This window comes from Streptomyces sp. NPDC050548 (assembly GCF_044457385.1).
Classification (GTDB): domain Bacteria; phylum Actinomycetota; class Actinomycetes; order Streptomycetales; family Streptomycetaceae; genus Streptomyces.
The window spans coordinates 871,319-885,760 of sequence record NZ_JBITGV010000002.1; the positions used below are offsets into that span (position 1 = coordinate 871,319).

Sequence of the window (14,442 nt, forward strand, 5' to 3'; positions counted from 1 at the left end):
GAAAGTCTACCTCGGGGGGTGTTGGAACGTTTTCCGCGGGGTGCGGACGACGAACGCGAACCCGGTCGTGATCAACGGGGCTAGCATGGCGGCATGGCTGAGGGTGTTGGGGCTGATGGTCCTGTGGAGGGCGACCGCCCGCTGAGGCGCGATGCCGCCCTCAACCGCGAGAAGATCCTGCGTGCCGCCCGGGAGGTCTTCGGCCAGCACGGGCTGGGGGTCACGCTCGACGACGTGGCCCGGCACGCCGGCGTCGGGGTCGGCACCGTGTACCGGCGCTTCCCCGACAAGGACACCCTCGTACGGGCCCTGTTCAAGCAGGATCTGGAGATCCGTCAGCAGTCCGCCGAGCGTGCGCTCGCTCATCCGGATCCGTGGCAGGGGTTCGTCGACTTCCTCACGGAGATGGGGGCCGATCTCGCCGAGAATCGCGGCCTGCACGAAGTGATCATGTTGGGGAGCCACAGTTCCGAGCCCTTGGAGACCGCGCGGGGCGGCATGCTCCCCTTTCTGGAGGCCTTGATCCGGCGGGCCCAGGAGAGCGGGGACCTGCGCCCGGAGATCAGTCCTTCCGACATTCCCGTCATGGTGGAGATGCTGAGCGCCGCCAGCCAGTTCACCCAGGGCAGGCGGCCCGACATCTGGCGGCGCTGCATCGAGATCCTGCTGAACGGCGTCCGGCAGCGTCCCGACAATCTTCCCCTGACGACACCGAGCCTGGACAACGAGACGGTGGAACAGGTGATGGGGCTGGTCCGGCCGGCCCCGACAGAGGAGTAGCAGGTCTGTCGCACGAGCAGACCTGCCGTCCGTGTCTTCAGGAGGACGGTCCCCAGTCGTCGGGGCTGGGAGTGGCCGAACTCGGCGTCGTGAGGGGCAGGTTGACGAACGACGCTGCCTGTGGGGAGCGTTCGATCGTGTAGACACCGCCGGCCAGGTTCGCCGACTCCTGCGGGGTCGGCGCGACGGGGAAGTGGAAGTCCGCCGGCGGCTGGCTGTCGATGCTGATCTGTATGCGGTAACCGGCCGGAATCCTGGTGAAGTTGGACAGGAGCGAGATGTCGTACCTGGTGGTCTCTTTGGGTGTCACCGGGTGTTGTGACGCCTGCGTGAAGGGGTGGCTCGGTTTGAGCAGGGTGCCGTTCTCGCCGTACCAGCTCTCCTGGGTGTCTACGGCGCGCTGACTGCCCAGGAGGATTCCGTCGGCCTGCTTGGTCACCGTCCCGTCCGGCGCGACGAGGCTCAGCTTGGCGGAGAGTTCCGTCTCCGGTGTTGTCGACCTGGCGTAGAGGGTGACGTCGGTCGGGCCGTTCAGCAGGGCCGCTTTGGTGAGTGGATCGGTGGTGTAGGTCAGCGTGTCGGCCGCGGTCGCCGCACTCCAGGTGAGGGTGTCGCTTCCTTGGCCGGCCGGCTTGCCGGTGGTGAGGGAGCCGTCGCCGAGGTAGTAGGTACGGGCGTCGGAGGACAGCGGCCAGGCGGCGCTGTCGACCCAGCTGTTCGCGCCGTTCTCGAACAGGTGCAGGGGAGTCGACGTGTCGGCCATGCCCGTGGGCGCGTCCTTGAGCCAGGTGTCGAACCACTCCAGGCGAATGGCCTGCAGCGTCGCCTCGTTGACGTGTTCTCCGTGTGTCCAGGGCCCGACGATCGCCTGGTAGCGGCCGGTGACGGGTTCACCCGAGGTGATCGGATCGGTCAACGGCCGGTGGTAGTAGGCGTTTTGGGCCGCCACGTAGGCGCCCAGGTTGCCGCCGGGGAAGAGGTCGTTCCAGCCGGCCTCGGACAGCGCGGGAATGTTGTTGGCCACGATCCGCGGCATGAGCTTCTGTACGTCGAGGGCCTGCCAGTACGCGTCGTCGTACGAGCGTGAACCGCCCGAGGCCTGCTGGGCGATGGTCACCGACTGCGGGTCGGTGGCGGGATCGTCCTCGGGGCCGCGCGGCTCGGCCTGGGCGATGCCGGCCACGAAGGGGGTGGGGATACCGCCGTTGGCGGTGAGGTCGTTGTAGAAGTCCGAGTCGGTGCAGAACGGTGTGATCGCCTTGAGCGCGGAGTGCTTGCCCACGGCCGCCGCGGTGAACCACTGGTTCACCCCGAGATAGGAGCAACCGTCAAGCCCTACCTTGCCGTTGGACCCCGACAGCGTATGGGCCGCCCAGTCGACGAGGTCGGCTCCGTCCTTGCCCTGCCGGTCGCCGAACCAGTCGAGCTGTCCGCCGGAGGCGCCCGTGCCGCGCACCGCGGAAGCCACGTAGATGTAGCCCCGCTGCACGAAGTACGTGCCGTTGTCGGTGGGGTCGGAGCGCTGGGTGCCGTAGGGATTCTGGGTGAGGAGTACGGGGAACGGGCCCGATGCGCGGGCGCCGGTGCCCGGGTCGGTCGGATAGACGACCTCGACGGCGATCTTCACACCGTCGTCCATGGTGACCGTGGTGTGGACGGGCGCGCTCGCCGTGAAGGTGGCGGCGGGCGGCTGCCAGGCGGTGGCGTGCGCGGGGAGTGCGGTGGCCGTCGTCTGTCCGGCCGCGACCAGGAGGAGCACGGCGGCGGTGCTGCCGAGCGCGGAGTATCCGTGGGGCGACTTCAGCCGGTCTCTTGCCTTGGACTTCTTCATGCGGCTCCTTGAGGTGGGGGAGGGTTCCTCGTCACGCCGTCTGCGGGACGGCCTGCCGGCCCCGGTTCAGGGCGAAGAGCGGGAACACGACGCGTCCGCGCACCTCGTTGGTCAGTTCGGCCAGCACCAGATAGAAGGCGACGGCGGCCAGGGCGATCTCGACATAGCCGGCGGTGTGCAGCACCGAATCGCTCGGGACGCCCGCACTCGAAGCGCCCAGGTAGGCGATCACCAGCAGCACGATCGTCAGCGTCAGCAGGGCGAACGCGGTCACGGTCACCGCGTTGGTGCCCAGACTGGCGACGGCGAAGACCAGCGTGACGACCAGCCAGGCGAGCAGGAACAGCCCCAGCGACTGCATCACCGCATGACCGCCCTGAGCAGCCGCGGCTTCGGCCGTCGCCCCGTGGGCTTTCGCCGCGGCTGCCGCGTTGCCCGCGATGTGCGGTGCCGCCCAGAACTCGATGACGGTGTAGCCGAGCCAGAACGCGCCGTACGCCGTCAGGAAGGAGGCCGCGAACGTCGCCCCGGCCGCCAATGCGAAGAAGCCGGCGACGAGTTGGACGATGCCGCCGTAGAAGAACGTCCCCGCCAGCACGATCGTGCCGTCGGCCGCGTCGATGACGCCGGCGGTGTGCAGGCCGAGGATCAGCGAGCACCACGCGAACCCGGCCGCTCCCACGGCTGTCGCGTGGCCGATGTGGGAGGTGGTGCCGGTGGGCACAGGCGGGCTCTGGGCAGCGTGAAGCGACACGTCAGTCATGGTGATCACCCTTCTGGAATGTCGACAGCCGGGGCGTCCGACCCGGGTCCGTCAACCGAATGGTCGGTAGTTTGTGAACGCCCGGTGGAGCTGTCAAGGGATCGAACCGAAGTGGAAAACGCGCTCTGCGGGGCCTCGACGGCGGCGGTTCGCAGCGCCGAGGTCGGCTCCGTGTCGGCATCGCCCCAGGTGGGAAGAGGTGTCCACGCTTTGTCCCGGAGGGGCGGGACGCGGGGCTTCCGGGGCCGAAGAAGTGGAGATATATTCTCCGAAACAAGGGGGCGGTCCCCTCGGAGGCGTCCGGGGAGGAGGCGGCGGAGAGGCGTTGTCAGTGGGCGCGGGCACACTGGCGGCATGGACTCGATCTCGCCCGCCGCCGATGTGTCACCCGCCGCCCTTGTCTGGGTGGAGTCGATGGGTGGGCCCTTGGCGGTCGTCCCCGCCTCCGCGCTGGCCGCGTGGCACGGGTGCACGGAGAGCGGGGTCATGGCGGGCGACGGCACGGCCCCGGACGACTACGACCGGGCCTGCGCGGTGGACGATCTGGCCGGAGTGATCGCCGTCGGCGACAGCGGTGCGCAGGCACTGGTGCTGGCGGACGAACCGGCCACCAGCTGCTATTTGCCGGAGCATCGAGCCTTCCTGCGGTGGCTCGGCGCCGATTCCGAGGCCGGCCTGAGGGCGGCGGCGGAGGCGGTGCTCGCGGATCCCGCCACCCCGTGGGAGGAGTGCGGCGAGTGGGTGTCGGGCGGCCCGGCCGTGCTCATGGACTCCGCTGAAGCGGGTGGCCAGTTGGGGGTCGAGTATCCCGGTGGCGGGTCGCCCGCTCAGGCGCCGGTCCCGCTGCCCGCCGGCCGCTGGAGAGTCCGGGCCGTCCATCTCGGGGCGGACGAGGAGAACCGGGTCGGCCTGGTCCAGCTGCTGCCCGCCGAGGAGGCCTCCGCCTGAGGATCCGGGCGCTACGACGTTCCGCCGGGCGACCGCTACCCGCGGGGTGCGTCGGAGGTGTCCGTGGTGCTCGGCTCGCTCGCGTCGATTTCCGTGTCGGGAGCGCCTGTTGGGCCCCCGTCGGGATCCACCGCGTGCCCCGCGCGTAGCTGGTCGGCGGCCCAGCGGGCCCACTCCTGTTCCAGGACCCGTTGGCGAATGCCGTGCTCCAGGACGAGCCTGCCGCACACGGTCAGCATGTCCTTGTCCCAGTCCTCCGTGTCCCGCAGGGCGACCAGGGTGTCGTGCTCCTTGGCCGAGGCCTCCGCGTGGTCGAGGAGTCGCTGTACCGCCTCGTCGCGCGGCAGGAGTCCGAGGAAGAAGGTCTGCAGGAGCATCGGGTTGCGCTGCGGCCTGCTCTCCCGGCTCTCGGTCAGCCAGCGCACCGTCTCCGCGTGCCCTTCGGGGGTGAGCGAGTACTGCTTGCGCCCCCGGGGGCCCTCCTCCGTCACCTTGATCAGGCCCGTCGCGTCCAGCTTCGTCAACTCGCCGTAGATCTGGCTCTGTTTGGCGGGCCAGACGTAGCCGAGCGAGGTGTCGAACATCTTCAGCAGGTCGTAGCCGCTGCCGGGGCGGAAGACGAGGAGGCCCAGGAGGGCGTTGCGGAGGCTCATGCCGACAACACTAACCCGTGTCACTCCAATAGTGACAGGTCGATAACTACCCCTGCGGATTCTGTGTGCCGGGTGGGGAGGCCGCGTGGAGGTCGGGCGTGGTCGCCAACGTTCGTGCAGGTAGGGCCAGTTGGGGTGCGCCGGGGCGGTGTGCCGGTGGACTTTCGTTCAATATTCCGACCTTGACATGTTGTTTGCAGAGCATCTAGCTTCCACCTGTCAAAGTTGGAACGTCGAACTGCGAGGAAGCGTATCGTGGGCATCGTGGGCTATTTTTGTGGGTTCGTCCCATGGATCGTGGCGGGCTTCGTCTCCGCCGTCGACTGGCGCTGGGGCGCGGTGGCCGGCTGTGTCTCCGGCCTCCTGCTGCTCCTGCAGGACCGGCGCAGGGGAGTGGCGATGGACGCGATGATCCTGGAGATCAGCACCATCATCTACTTCGTCATCATCGGAGCGATCGCCTTCAGCTCGCCCGACTCGTCCGTCCAGGACCACAGCGACGTCATTTCCTTCGTCTGGCTCGCCGGTACGGCCTGGGGCAGCATGGCCCTCCGCAGCCCCTTCACCCTCGGGATCGCCCGCCGGCAGACGCCCGAGGAGTACTGGAACACCCCGGGATTCCTCTCCGTGAACAACGCCATCACGGCCGCCTGGGGAGCCGGGTTCACGTTCATCGCCGTCGTGCTGGCCATCAGCAACGCGACCGACGCGCCCGCCTGGATCGGTATCACCGCCCACGTCGTCGGCCTGGTCGCCCCCGCGGTCTTCACCTCGATCTACCCCAAGCGGGTCCAGGCGCGACTCGAAGCCCTGCTCGCAGCGGGCGCCTGACCGTCACCCGTAAGGAAACTTCCTTGAGTACAGACACAACCCCTCCGCACCTCGCCGGGAACTTCGCCCCGGTCCCCGACGAGATCACGGTCACCGAGCTGGAGGTGACCGGAGCCGTCCCGCCGGAACTCACCGGCTGGTATCTGCGCAACGGCCCCAACCCGCACGAAGCGGCCTCGGCCCACTGGTTCACCGGCGACGGGATGGTGCACGGAGTCCGCCTCGACGGCGGCCGGGCGACCTCGTACCGCAACCGCTGGGTCCGCACCGAGACCCTCGCCACGGGCGCCCAGGTCTACGGCCGCGACGGCGAGATGAACCTCGCCGCGGGCGTCGCCAACACCCACGTCATACGGCACGCGGGCCGCACCCTCGCCCTCGTCGAGACGTCCTTCCCGCAGGAGCTGAGCCGCGAGGCCGGGCGTGAACTCGACACGGTCGGCCCCTACGACTTCGACGGCCGCCTGCGCACCCCGATGACCGCCCACCCCAAGACCTGCCCGGTCACCGGTGAACTCCACTTCTACGGGTACGGAGGGCTCTCGGCGCCGTACCTGACCTACCACCGCGCCGACGCCAGCGGTGAGTTGACCGTCAGCCGGCCGATCGACGTCCCGGCGCACACGATGATGCACGACTTCTACCTGACCAGGAACCATGTCGTCTTCATGGACCTGCCTGCCGTGTTCAGCATCGAGCGGGCCATGGATCCGAGCGGAGGCATGCCGTACGTCTGGTCCGACACCTATGGAGCCAGGCTCGGCGTGCTGCGCCGGGACGACCCGCACGGCGACATCCGCTGGTTCGACATCGACCCGTGCTACGTGTTCCACACCCTCAACTCCTTCGAGGAGAACGACGGTCGGCGTCTCGTCCTGCTGGGCATGCGCTACCCGTCGCTGCGGGACGGCGTCACCGTGGCGACGGCCGCCCACCTGTGGCGGTGGACCATCGACCTCGTCACCGGTGCCGTCGCGGAGGAACAACTCGACGACCACCCGGGCGAGTTCCCCCGCATCGACGACCGACTCGCGGGTCTCCCGGCGGAGTTCGGCCACGCCACCGCGGCGCCCGTCCCGGAGCTTCCGCAGTACGACCCGAACGAGTCGCGTGCCGCGATCCACCGGTACGACCTCCGCAAGTCGAGCGTCGCCAGCCACTACTTCGCTCCGGGACGCTTCCCCGGCGAGGCGGCCTTCGCCCCCGCCGACGACCAGCCCGGCGGCCCCGGCTGGCTCATGACGTATGTCTACGACGCCTCGACCGACCGGAGCGACCTGGTGATCCTCGACGCCGACAACCTCACCCGGGAGCCGGTGGCCACCATCCACCTGCCCCGCCGGGTACCCGCCGGATTCCACGGCAGTTGGCTGGCGGACGCCTGACCCGCATGAACGGTGAACCGTCCGCCGGGCTCCGCGTCCGGCGGACGGCTCCCGCCGAAGGGCGGCGAAGAGCCGGACGGATGCCGAAAGGGATCGGGTGATGGGGGAAGCCGTCGAAGCGACGCGCCGGGAGGACGTCCTGCTGACGCGCGCGGCCCAGGCCGGTGAAGTCGCCGCGCTGGGGCTGCTGTTGGAGCGGCACCGGGGCGGGATGCGCGCGGTCGCCCTGAGCATTCTGGGACCGGGCGCGGATGCCGACGACGTGATGCAGGACGCGGCGCTGACGGCGCTGCTGCGGATCGGCGATGTCCGTGATCCGGAGGCCGTGGGGGCATGGCTGCGGACGATCGTGCGCAACGCCAGCCGGTTGGTGCTGCGGGAAGCGGGCCTGGTCCGGCCGGTGAGTGAACTCCCGCTGGAGACCTCGCAGTTGGGCCCGGAACAGTGGCTTGAGAGGAACGCGCTGCGGGACTGGGTCTGGGAGGCCCTGGCGGAACTCTCCCCGGCGCTACGGATGCCCCTGCTGCTGCGCTACTTCGCCGCCGAGGTCACCCCGTACGAGCGGATCGCGGTCGCCTGCGGGATTCCGGTCGGCACCGTGCGCAGTCGGCTGAGCCGGGGCCGCGCCAGGATGGCGACCGCCCTCGCCGCCACGGCGGACACCCCGCACGGCCCCGCCGAACAGCGGATCCGCGCGGGACGCGTCGAGGCCCACGCGCTTCTCGCCGCCGCCGACGGAGTGCGGCCGTACCGGCACGGCCGCCCGCACGACCGGCGCCTCCAGGTCCGGTCCCCGGTCGTCTCGCCGTAGACCGCGCGGCCGGCGGCGAGGCGGTCGTCGACGAAGCGGCGGCAGCCGGCGACCGGTCGCGGGTCCCGTCGTCGACACGGATGTCGACAGGCGTGATCACGCGCTCCGGGCGCGCGGTGAGCAGGGCTCGTGACAGGGCGGTGACAGGGCAACTCCGGTGCCCGTATGGGCATATGCCCGTCGTCACCGGATCGTCACCGCGAGCGCGCAGGCTGGCGGTCCACGGCCGGGGAGCGTCCCGGTGCCCGTCTGCGTGCTGGAGGAACGGTGTCGGACAGAGTCGCGAGGGCCAGGACCCTGAACCAGTACCTCGACCCGTACCCGTACTTCGGACGGCTGCGGGAGGCCGGCCGTGTGGTCCGGATCCGGACGGCCTTCGCGGGCGAGGGCTGGCTCGTCACGCGCCACGAGGACGCCCAGAGCCTTGCCAAGGATCCGCGACTGAGTGTGGACGTCCGCCGGGCCGGACCCGAACTGCGGTGCCGTATGGACGAGTTCGGGTTCAGGTTCGGGGACTGTCTGCCCGAGACCATGCTGATCATGGACCCGCCGGCGCACACCAGGCTGCGCCGGACGGTGGCGAAGGAGTTCACTCCCCGCCGGGTGGCCGGCCTCGCCTCCTACATCGAGGACACGGTCGACAAGCTCCTCGACCCGCTCCCGCCGGACGAGCCGGCCGACCTGGTGACCGTCCTGGCGGAACCACTGCCGACCATGGTGATCTGCCGGCTCCTGGGGCTGGGCGAGCAGGACGCCACGTATCTGCGCCCGCTCGTCTCCGCGCTGACCGAACTCCCCGTGGATCCGGAGGCCGCGGCCCGGGTGGCCGAGGCGCGCGACGCCGTGTGGACGTATCTCTCCCACCTGGTCGAGGAGAAGCGGCGCACCCCGGACGACGGGCTGCTCAGTGCCCTCGTCCGCGCCCACGACGACGAGGGGCGGCTCACCGACACCGAACTCACCTCTATGGCCGGGGTGTTGTTCGCCGGGGGTGCCGAGACCACCACGCAGATGATCGGCTCCGGTCTGCTGCTGCTCATGCGCCACCCCGAGCAGTTGGCCCGGCTCGTCGACTCGCCCGAGCTGGTCCCCTCGGCGGTCGACGAACTGCTGCGGTTCGAGAGTCCCGTGACGCTCGGGCTCATCCGCTTCGCGGCCGAGGACATCACCCTCGACGACGTGACCATTCCCCGCGGCGACCTGGTCTTCGTCGGGGTCGCCACCGCCAACCACGACCCCCGCCGCTTTCCCGACCCCGAACACCTGGACGTGGCGCGCCGGGACAACCCCCATCTGGCCTTCGGGCACGGTCCCCACTACTGCCTGGGCGCGCCCCTGGCCAGGCTCGAACTCCAGGTCGTGCTCTCCGGGCTCCTGCGGCGGTATCCGCGGCTGGAGCCGGCCTGCCGTCCCGCCGACGTGCCCTGGCGTCCCTCGGCCCTGCGCGGACCGGCGTCCCTGCCGGTCCGGCTCGGCCCGCGCGCGGCGACGGCCCGGTGAGGTTCAGGCACCTGTCCGCCGGTTCCGGAATGTTCCGAGGAGCGTGCTCACCACCGTTCGGGTGGCCTGGGGGGCGATCGTGCCGTCCAGCGCTTCGGCCGTGAGGTCGGTCCGTGCGCGGGGCCAGGCGTAGACGGCGTCCGCACCGGACTCACGCGTTCCCATGACCAGCCCGGACCACCCCTGCGACCGGCCCACGATCACGGTGACTCGTGGCACCTCGGCGCCCAGGAAGGCGCGCAGCAGTGCCGAACCGGCGACCTCCGGCAGGGACCCGGCACCGGACGCACCGCATCCGGGGAGCTGCGGGGTGTCGACCAGGACCAACAGGGGGACGTTCCACAGCGCGCAGAGCTCGACCATCCGCGTCCCCTTGCGCACCGCCTGCGCGGTGAGCGCTCCGTCGCCCACCAGCGGATTGTTCGCGATGACGCCGACCCGTTTGCCCTCGATCCGGGCCAGACCCGTGAGGAGACTCGGGCCACGCTCCGTGGTGAGTTCGAGCCAGCTGCCGGAGTCGATGATCCCCGTGATGACGGCACGCATGTCGACGGGCGGTTCGAAGGCCCCGAAGTCCTCGATCGCGGGCGGTACTTCGGGAACCCAGGGCAGGGTCAGGTGGTCGAGCAGGTCACGTGCGCCCGCCGCCGCTTCGGCCACGCTCCGCACCTCGATCTCGGCCGCCGGATACCTGTCGGACTCCGCCGGGGCGTCCGGACGTACGCGGATGTGTACGTCCCCGAGTGCCACGGCCCCGGGGAGCCGCACCGCTCCGTCGCCGGACGAGATCACCAACCGGGGTACCACGCCCCGCAGTTGCACCAGGGACCGCAGGATCATCACCTGGTGGGCGGGCGTCCGGGAGGCGAGGTCGGGGCGGTGCCCGGGTTCGCCGAGCAGAAGGACCACGGGCAGGCCGGCCTTGCGCGCGTAGTCCAACGTCCGCAGGACGCCCTGGACGTCGAGGGAGGGCGTGGGACTCCCGTCGTGCACCACGGCGACCGGGAAGCCTCCGATGCGATAGACGCCCGCCGAAGCGGTCCGGCCGCGGGGGGACGGAGGCGACGGCGTCCCGGAGGCTCTGGGCGCGGACGGACCGACCAGGCACACCGGTGATTCACGGTCGACCACCTGTTCCAGCAGGCCGGTCGAGGACGTGCGGTCGTGCTGCTCGGGGGTGTCGTCGCGAACGGGGCGCGTCCGCGGGGGTAATCGGTTGACCAGAGGCCGGGCCGGCGCCTGGTGGGGTACGCGCCGGGGGCGGGGCGGGGGTGGCCGCCGTACTGTGCGTGCGTCCACGCCGAGATCGTCGCGCAGCGCTCTGCGGATCCGCTGTTCCACCTGTTGCGCCTCAAACGGTCTGCCCGACCGGGACAGGGCCGTGGTGAGGAGGCGGCCGAGGGCCTCGTCGTAGGGATCCTCAAGGAGCAGGGCCTCCAACTCGGCGACCGCCTGCGCGCAGTGGCCCAGGGCCAGGCGGGCCGACGCCAGCCGCTCGGCGGCCTCACGCCGGGCCGCCTCCAGACGGTTCGCCAGGCGCCCGCCGCCCGCGCCCGTCGACGTGCCCTCCAGCACCGGGCCCCGCCACAGGCGCAGCGCCGGTTCGAGGATCTCCACGGCGGCGGCGTCCTCCGTGCGGGACAGCGTCCGCGCGCGGTTCAGCTCGGCCAGGAACTGCCCGGCGTCCGACTCCGAGGACGAGACCTTGAGGGCGTACCCAGCCGCCCTGGTCAACAGCCGTTCCGCGCCCGGCCCTTCGGGTTCCCACTGGCGCAACGCCCGTCTCAGACGCGTCATATGGGCATGAACGGCTCGCAACGGAGAGCGGGGGGTGTCCTCACCGTACAGAGCGTCCGCGAGCCGGTCGGTGGAGACGACCATGGAGTCCGCGGCGAGCAACTCCGTGATGAGCGTGGCCTGGAAGCCCCGCACGCATTCGACCGATCCGTCCGACCGTTCCACTCCCAGCGACCCCAGGACCAGCACCCTCACGGTGCACCGGTCCGGTCGCTCGGCTGTGGTCCGGGTGTCGGGGTTCTGCCGTCGCCATCGGGTCGCTGGGGAGGTGTTGCCATCGGTGGTCCCTCCGGAAGGAGTTGGCTGCAGGGGCGGTCGGTCGGTGCGGCAACCTGGTGGACGCGGGCCCGAGACCGTGTGTCGACCGGTCGGCTCGGGACCCAATAGCGCACCCATTCAACGGAGATGATGGATTCGCAGTTCAACGGTGAAGTGATTGTGAGCGCGATGGTGAACGGATTCCCGGCAGGCGCGGAAATTCGTGGGCAGTGCACAGATTCCCGGGCCGTGGGTGAAGCCGCTGGTGCTCTTCGGGCGGGGCCTCGACGGTGAGCGCCCGACCGGAACGGTGCTACGGCCGCACGGCGCGAGACGGTTCCGGAGGTGGATCGTCAGCCTGCGTGGCCGTGGTGACGACCCGGTGACGCCTGGCATATGCCAGAGCCGGTGGCGGGGCCGGGCTGTCACCGCCGTGTCACGGGTGGTGCCTAGCGTGGCGCAGCCCGAGCGTCACGAGGAGGCCGTGTGCACCCCGAACCACCGCTCCCCGAACCGCAGTTGCCAGAACACCAGGCCCCCGAGCCCATCGCGGTCATCGGTCTGTCCTGCCGGACGGCCGGGGCCGACGACACGGACGCGCTGTGGCGTTTGCTGCGGGACGAGCGCCGGCTCATCGCACCGGTGCCCGAGCGGCGGGTGCCTTCGGTGGACCCGGGTCACATCGACGCGCGGCCGTTCCGGGCGGCGCTCCTCGACGACCCCGCCGGTTTCGACGCGGCCTTCTTCGGCATCTCCCGGCGGATGGCCGCGTGGATGGACCCCCATCAGCGCATGCTCCTCGAACTGACCTGGCACGCCCTGGAGAACGCGGCCATCGCACCGGAGCGGCTGCGCGGCACGCCGGTGGCGGTGTTCGCCGCCGCCCCCATGGCCGACTACCGGGAGCGCATGATCCGGGCGGACGTCGTGGACAGCGCGGCCTTCCCCGGCACCCTGATCACGTTCACGCCCAACCGGATCTCGTACCAGTTCGACTGGACCGGTCCCAGCTACGCCGTCGACTCCGCCTGCTCCTCCGGCCTTTCGATCCTGGCTCCGGCCGTGCAGGGGCTGCGCGGCGGGGAGTTCCCGCTGGCCGCCGTGATGGCCGCCAACATCACCTGCAACGGCTTCTACACCAGCAGCGCCTACCAGGCGGGCGCACTGTCCCCCACCGGCGCCTCCATCCCCTTCAGCTCACACCAGGACGGCTACATACGGGGCGAGGGCGGCGCCTGCCTCCTCCTCAAACGGCTGTCCGACGCACGGCGCGACGGCGACCCTGTGCACGCGGTGATCCGCGGTGTCGGCCTCGCCCACAACGGCAGGGCCGGCGGTCTGACCGGAAGCGACGCCGCCGCCCAGACCCGGCTGTTCCTGCACACCGCCCGCACCGCCGGGGTCCCGGTCTCCTCCCTCGGCTACATCGAGGCCCACGGCACCGGCACCGGAGGCGATCTCGCCGAAGCGACGGCCGTGACCGACGCCCTTCGTACGGCGCTCACCGCGCCGCGAGCTCAAGTGGCAGGGCCCGAGGGGAAGTTGTGGATCGGCTCGGTCAAGTCGACCATCGGCCACCTCGAATGCGCCGCGGGACTCCTCGGCATCGTCAAGGCCGTCCTCATCCTGCGCCACGGCCTCGTCCCGCCGATCGCGGGCCTCACACACGCCCACCCCGACCTGCCGTTCACCGGCCTGCCGCTCGCGCTCGCCGACCGTCCGGTCGCCTGGCCCCGCGACACGACCGTACGCCGTATCGGGGTCAACTCCTTCGGCGTGGGCGGCGCGCTGGCGCACGCCATCATCGAGGACGCGCCCGAAGCGACGGCCAGTACGTCGGCGGGGACGCCATCCGTTCCGTCGGCCGTCCCCCTGTCCGCCATGAACCGGGCGGGACTGGCCGCCATGGCCGAGTCCCTGGCCGAGACGTTGCGCGGGCCGCAGCCGCCCGCTCTGGCCGCCCTCGCGTGGACGGCCCAGACGGGCCGGGCGGCGCTGCGTGAGCGATGTGTTCTCGTGGCCGCCGACCTGGCCGAACTGGCCGACGGACTCCAGGCGTTGGCGGTGGAACGGACACACCCGCACGTGGCGACGGGCGCCGACAGAGATGCGCTCGGACGGCTGCCCACGCCCCTGGCCCACACCGCCGCCGACTGGCTCGACGGACTGTCCGTCGACTGGGCCAAGCACTGGCCCCACCCCCAACTCCAGCCGCGTCGGCCGGACCTGCCCCTCTATCCGTTCCAGCGCCGCGCGCACTGGTTCGACACCCACGGATCACTCACCCACTGATCACCCGCTTGTCACGACGACAGGAGAACGCCCATGTCCCGGACCGCGACCGCCCAGGAAGTCCGTGAAGTCCTGCGCACCCATCTGGCCGAAGTCCTCTACTGCGAGCCCGAGGAGATCGGTGACGACACCGCCTTCCAGGACCTGGGCCTGGACTCCGTGCTCGGGGCCGAGGTCACCGCGGTGATCAACTCCCGCTACGGCCTTGAGGAGAAGGTCGAGGCGCTCTACCAGCACCCCACCCTGACCGATCTCGCCGACCACGTGGCCGGGCGCGCAGATCTGGAGCAGGGCGCGCGCTGACCCGGTCGCCACGGCACTCGGCAGGAGGGTTCCATGACACACGACAAGATCTGGGAAGTGCTGCGCAGACATGTCCTGGACGTGCTGGAGGACGTCCGGGAGAGCGAGATCCACCCCGGGCGGAGCCTTCGCGACCTGGGCGCCAACTCCCTCGACCGCATGGACATCGTGGTCGGCGCGGTGAACGAGCTGCGGCTGGACGTCCCCACGGCCGCGCTCGCCGCCGCGCCCACGCTCGGCGAACTCACCGATCTGCTCCACGCACACCGCGAGCAGCCGTGAAGCCCGCT

General features: G+C 70.8%; 13 protein-coding genes. 9 read left to right on the top strand and 4 right to left on the bottom strand.

Annotation, left to right across the window (positions count from 1 at the left end):
• Window positions 1-93 precede the first annotated feature (93 nt).
• Window positions 94-780, top strand: coding sequence for a TetR/AcrR family transcriptional regulator (locus tag ACIBJH_RS09820; protein ID WP_399116309.1), 687 nt, complete (start codon window positions 94-96; stop codon window positions 778-780).
• 37 nt (window positions 781-817) lie between these two features.
• Here ACIBJH_RS09820 and ACIBJH_RS09825 read toward each other — a convergent pair whose 3' ends face one another.
• Both ACIBJH_RS09825 and ACIBJH_RS09830 read right to left on the bottom strand, forming a co-directional pair.
• A complete protein-coding gene (locus ACIBJH_RS09825) occupies window positions 818-2,611 on the bottom strand; it encodes a CocE/NonD family hydrolase (RefSeq protein ID WP_399116310.1) in 1,794 nt (597 codons plus the stop codon).
• Window positions 2,612-2,642: 31 nt separating this feature from the next.
• Entirely contained in the window at window positions 2,643-3,374 is a 732-nt protein-coding gene (locus ACIBJH_RS09830; protein ID WP_399116311.1) for a GPR1/FUN34/YaaH family transporter, read from the bottom strand.
• A 354-nt stretch (window positions 3,375-3,728) separates the two neighbouring features.
• Here ACIBJH_RS09830 and ACIBJH_RS09835 point away from each other — a divergent pair, with 354 nt between their 5' ends.
• Complete coding sequence (locus tag ACIBJH_RS09835) at window positions 3,729-4,322, top strand: Imm21 family immunity protein (RefSeq protein ID WP_399116313.1); 594 nt, start codon at window positions 3,729-3,731, stop codon at window positions 4,320-4,322.
• A gap of 35 nt (window positions 4,323-4,357) precedes the next feature.
• Here ACIBJH_RS09835 and ACIBJH_RS09840 read toward each other — a convergent pair whose 3' ends face one another.
• Window positions 4,358-4,975, bottom strand: coding sequence for a PadR family transcriptional regulator (locus ACIBJH_RS09840; RefSeq protein WP_399116314.1), 618 nt, complete (start codon window positions 4,973-4,975; stop codon window positions 4,358-4,360).
• 255 nt (window positions 4,976-5,230) lie between these two features.
• On the opposite strand from ACIBJH_RS09840, the gene ACIBJH_RS09845 reads away from it, so the two are divergent.
• The 4 genes from ACIBJH_RS09845 (at window position 5,231) to ACIBJH_RS09860 (ending at window position 9,502) form a co-directional block, all read left to right on the top strand.
• Entirely contained in the window at window positions 5,231-5,806 is a 576-nt protein-coding gene (locus ACIBJH_RS09845; protein ID WP_399116316.1) for a hypothetical protein, read from the top strand.
• Window positions 5,807-5,829: 23 nt separating this feature from the next.
• The gene (locus ACIBJH_RS09850) at window positions 5,830-7,191 is read left to right on the top strand and encodes a carotenoid oxygenase family protein (RefSeq protein ID WP_399116317.1); all 1,362 of its coding nucleotides are present in this window, start codon (window positions 5,830-5,832) and stop codon (window positions 7,189-7,191) included.
• Window positions 7,192-7,291: 100 nt separating this feature from the next.
• Window positions 7,292-8,002, top strand: a complete 711-nt coding sequence (locus ACIBJH_RS09855) for an RNA polymerase sigma factor (RefSeq protein ID WP_399116318.1) — start codon at window positions 7,292-7,294, stop codon at window positions 8,000-8,002.
• Window positions 8,003-8,269: 267 nt separating this feature from the next.
• On the top strand, window positions 8,270-9,502 hold the full coding sequence (locus tag ACIBJH_RS09860) for a cytochrome P450 (protein WP_399116319.1): 1,233 nt from the start codon (window positions 8,270-8,272) through the stop codon (window positions 9,500-9,502).
• A 3-nt stretch (window positions 9,503-9,505) separates the two neighbouring features.
• On the opposite strand, the gene ACIBJH_RS09865 is transcribed toward ACIBJH_RS09860, so the two are convergent.
• Window positions 9,506-11,494 carry a carboxyl transferase domain-containing protein gene (locus ACIBJH_RS09865; protein ID WP_399116321.1) on the bottom strand — a complete coding sequence of 663 codons (1,989 nt, stop codon included), beginning with the start codon at window positions 11,492-11,494 and terminating at the stop codon, window positions 9,506-9,508.
• A gap of 549 nt (window positions 11,495-12,043) precedes the next feature.
• On the opposite strand from ACIBJH_RS09865, the gene ACIBJH_RS09870 reads away from it, so the two are divergent.
• The 3 genes from ACIBJH_RS09870 to ACIBJH_RS09880 are packed head-to-tail and all read left to right on the top strand — an operon-like array spanning window position 12,044 to window position 14,434.
• Window positions 12,044-13,849, top strand: coding sequence for a beta-ketoacyl synthase N-terminal-like domain-containing protein (locus ACIBJH_RS09870; protein WP_399116322.1), 1,806 nt, complete (start codon window positions 12,044-12,046; stop codon window positions 13,847-13,849).
• A gap of 33 nt (window positions 13,850-13,882) precedes the next feature.
• Window positions 13,883-14,152 (top strand): acyl carrier protein, encoded by a 270-nt coding sequence (locus ACIBJH_RS09875; protein ID WP_399116323.1) that lies wholly within the window; start codon window positions 13,883-13,885, stop codon window positions 14,150-14,152.
• 33 nt (window positions 14,153-14,185) lie between these two features.
• Window positions 14,186-14,434, top strand: a complete 249-nt coding sequence (locus tag ACIBJH_RS09880) for a phosphopantetheine-binding protein (RefSeq protein WP_399116325.1) — start codon at window positions 14,186-14,188, stop codon at window positions 14,432-14,434.
• Window positions 14,435-14,442 lie beyond the last annotated feature (8 nt).

What these genes read in the sequence shown, in the direction of transcription:
- ACIBJH_RS09820 (WP_399116309.1), top strand. Translation starts at nt 94, where the DNA reads ATGGCTGAGGGTGTTGGGGCTGATGGTCCTGTGGAGGGCGACCGCCCG.
- ACIBJH_RS09825 (WP_399116310.1), bottom strand. Translation starts at nt 2,611, where the DNA reads ATGAAGAAGTCCAAGGCAAGAGACCGGCTGAAGTCGCCCCACGGATAC.
- ACIBJH_RS09830 (WP_399116311.1), bottom strand. Translation starts at nt 3,374, where the DNA reads ATGACTGACGTGTCGCTTCACGCTGCCCAGAGCCCGCCTGTGCCCACC.
- ACIBJH_RS09835 (WP_399116313.1), top strand. Translation starts at nt 3,729, where the DNA reads ATGGACTCGATCTCGCCCGCCGCCGATGTGTCACCCGCCGCCCTTGTC.
- ACIBJH_RS09840 (WP_399116314.1), bottom strand. Translation starts at nt 4,975, where the DNA reads ATGAGCCTCCGCAACGCCCTCCTGGGCCTCCTCGTCTTCCGCCCCGGC.
- ACIBJH_RS09855 (WP_399116318.1), top strand. Translation starts at nt 7,292, where the DNA reads ATGGGGGAAGCCGTCGAAGCGACGCGCCGGGAGGACGTCCTGCTGACG.
- ACIBJH_RS09875 (WP_399116323.1), top strand. Translation starts at nt 13,883, where the DNA reads ATGTCCCGGACCGCGACCGCCCAGGAAGTCCGTGAAGTCCTGCGCACC.
- ACIBJH_RS09880 (WP_399116325.1), top strand. Translation starts at nt 14,186, where the DNA reads ATGACACACGACAAGATCTGGGAAGTGCTGCGCAGACATGTCCTGGAC.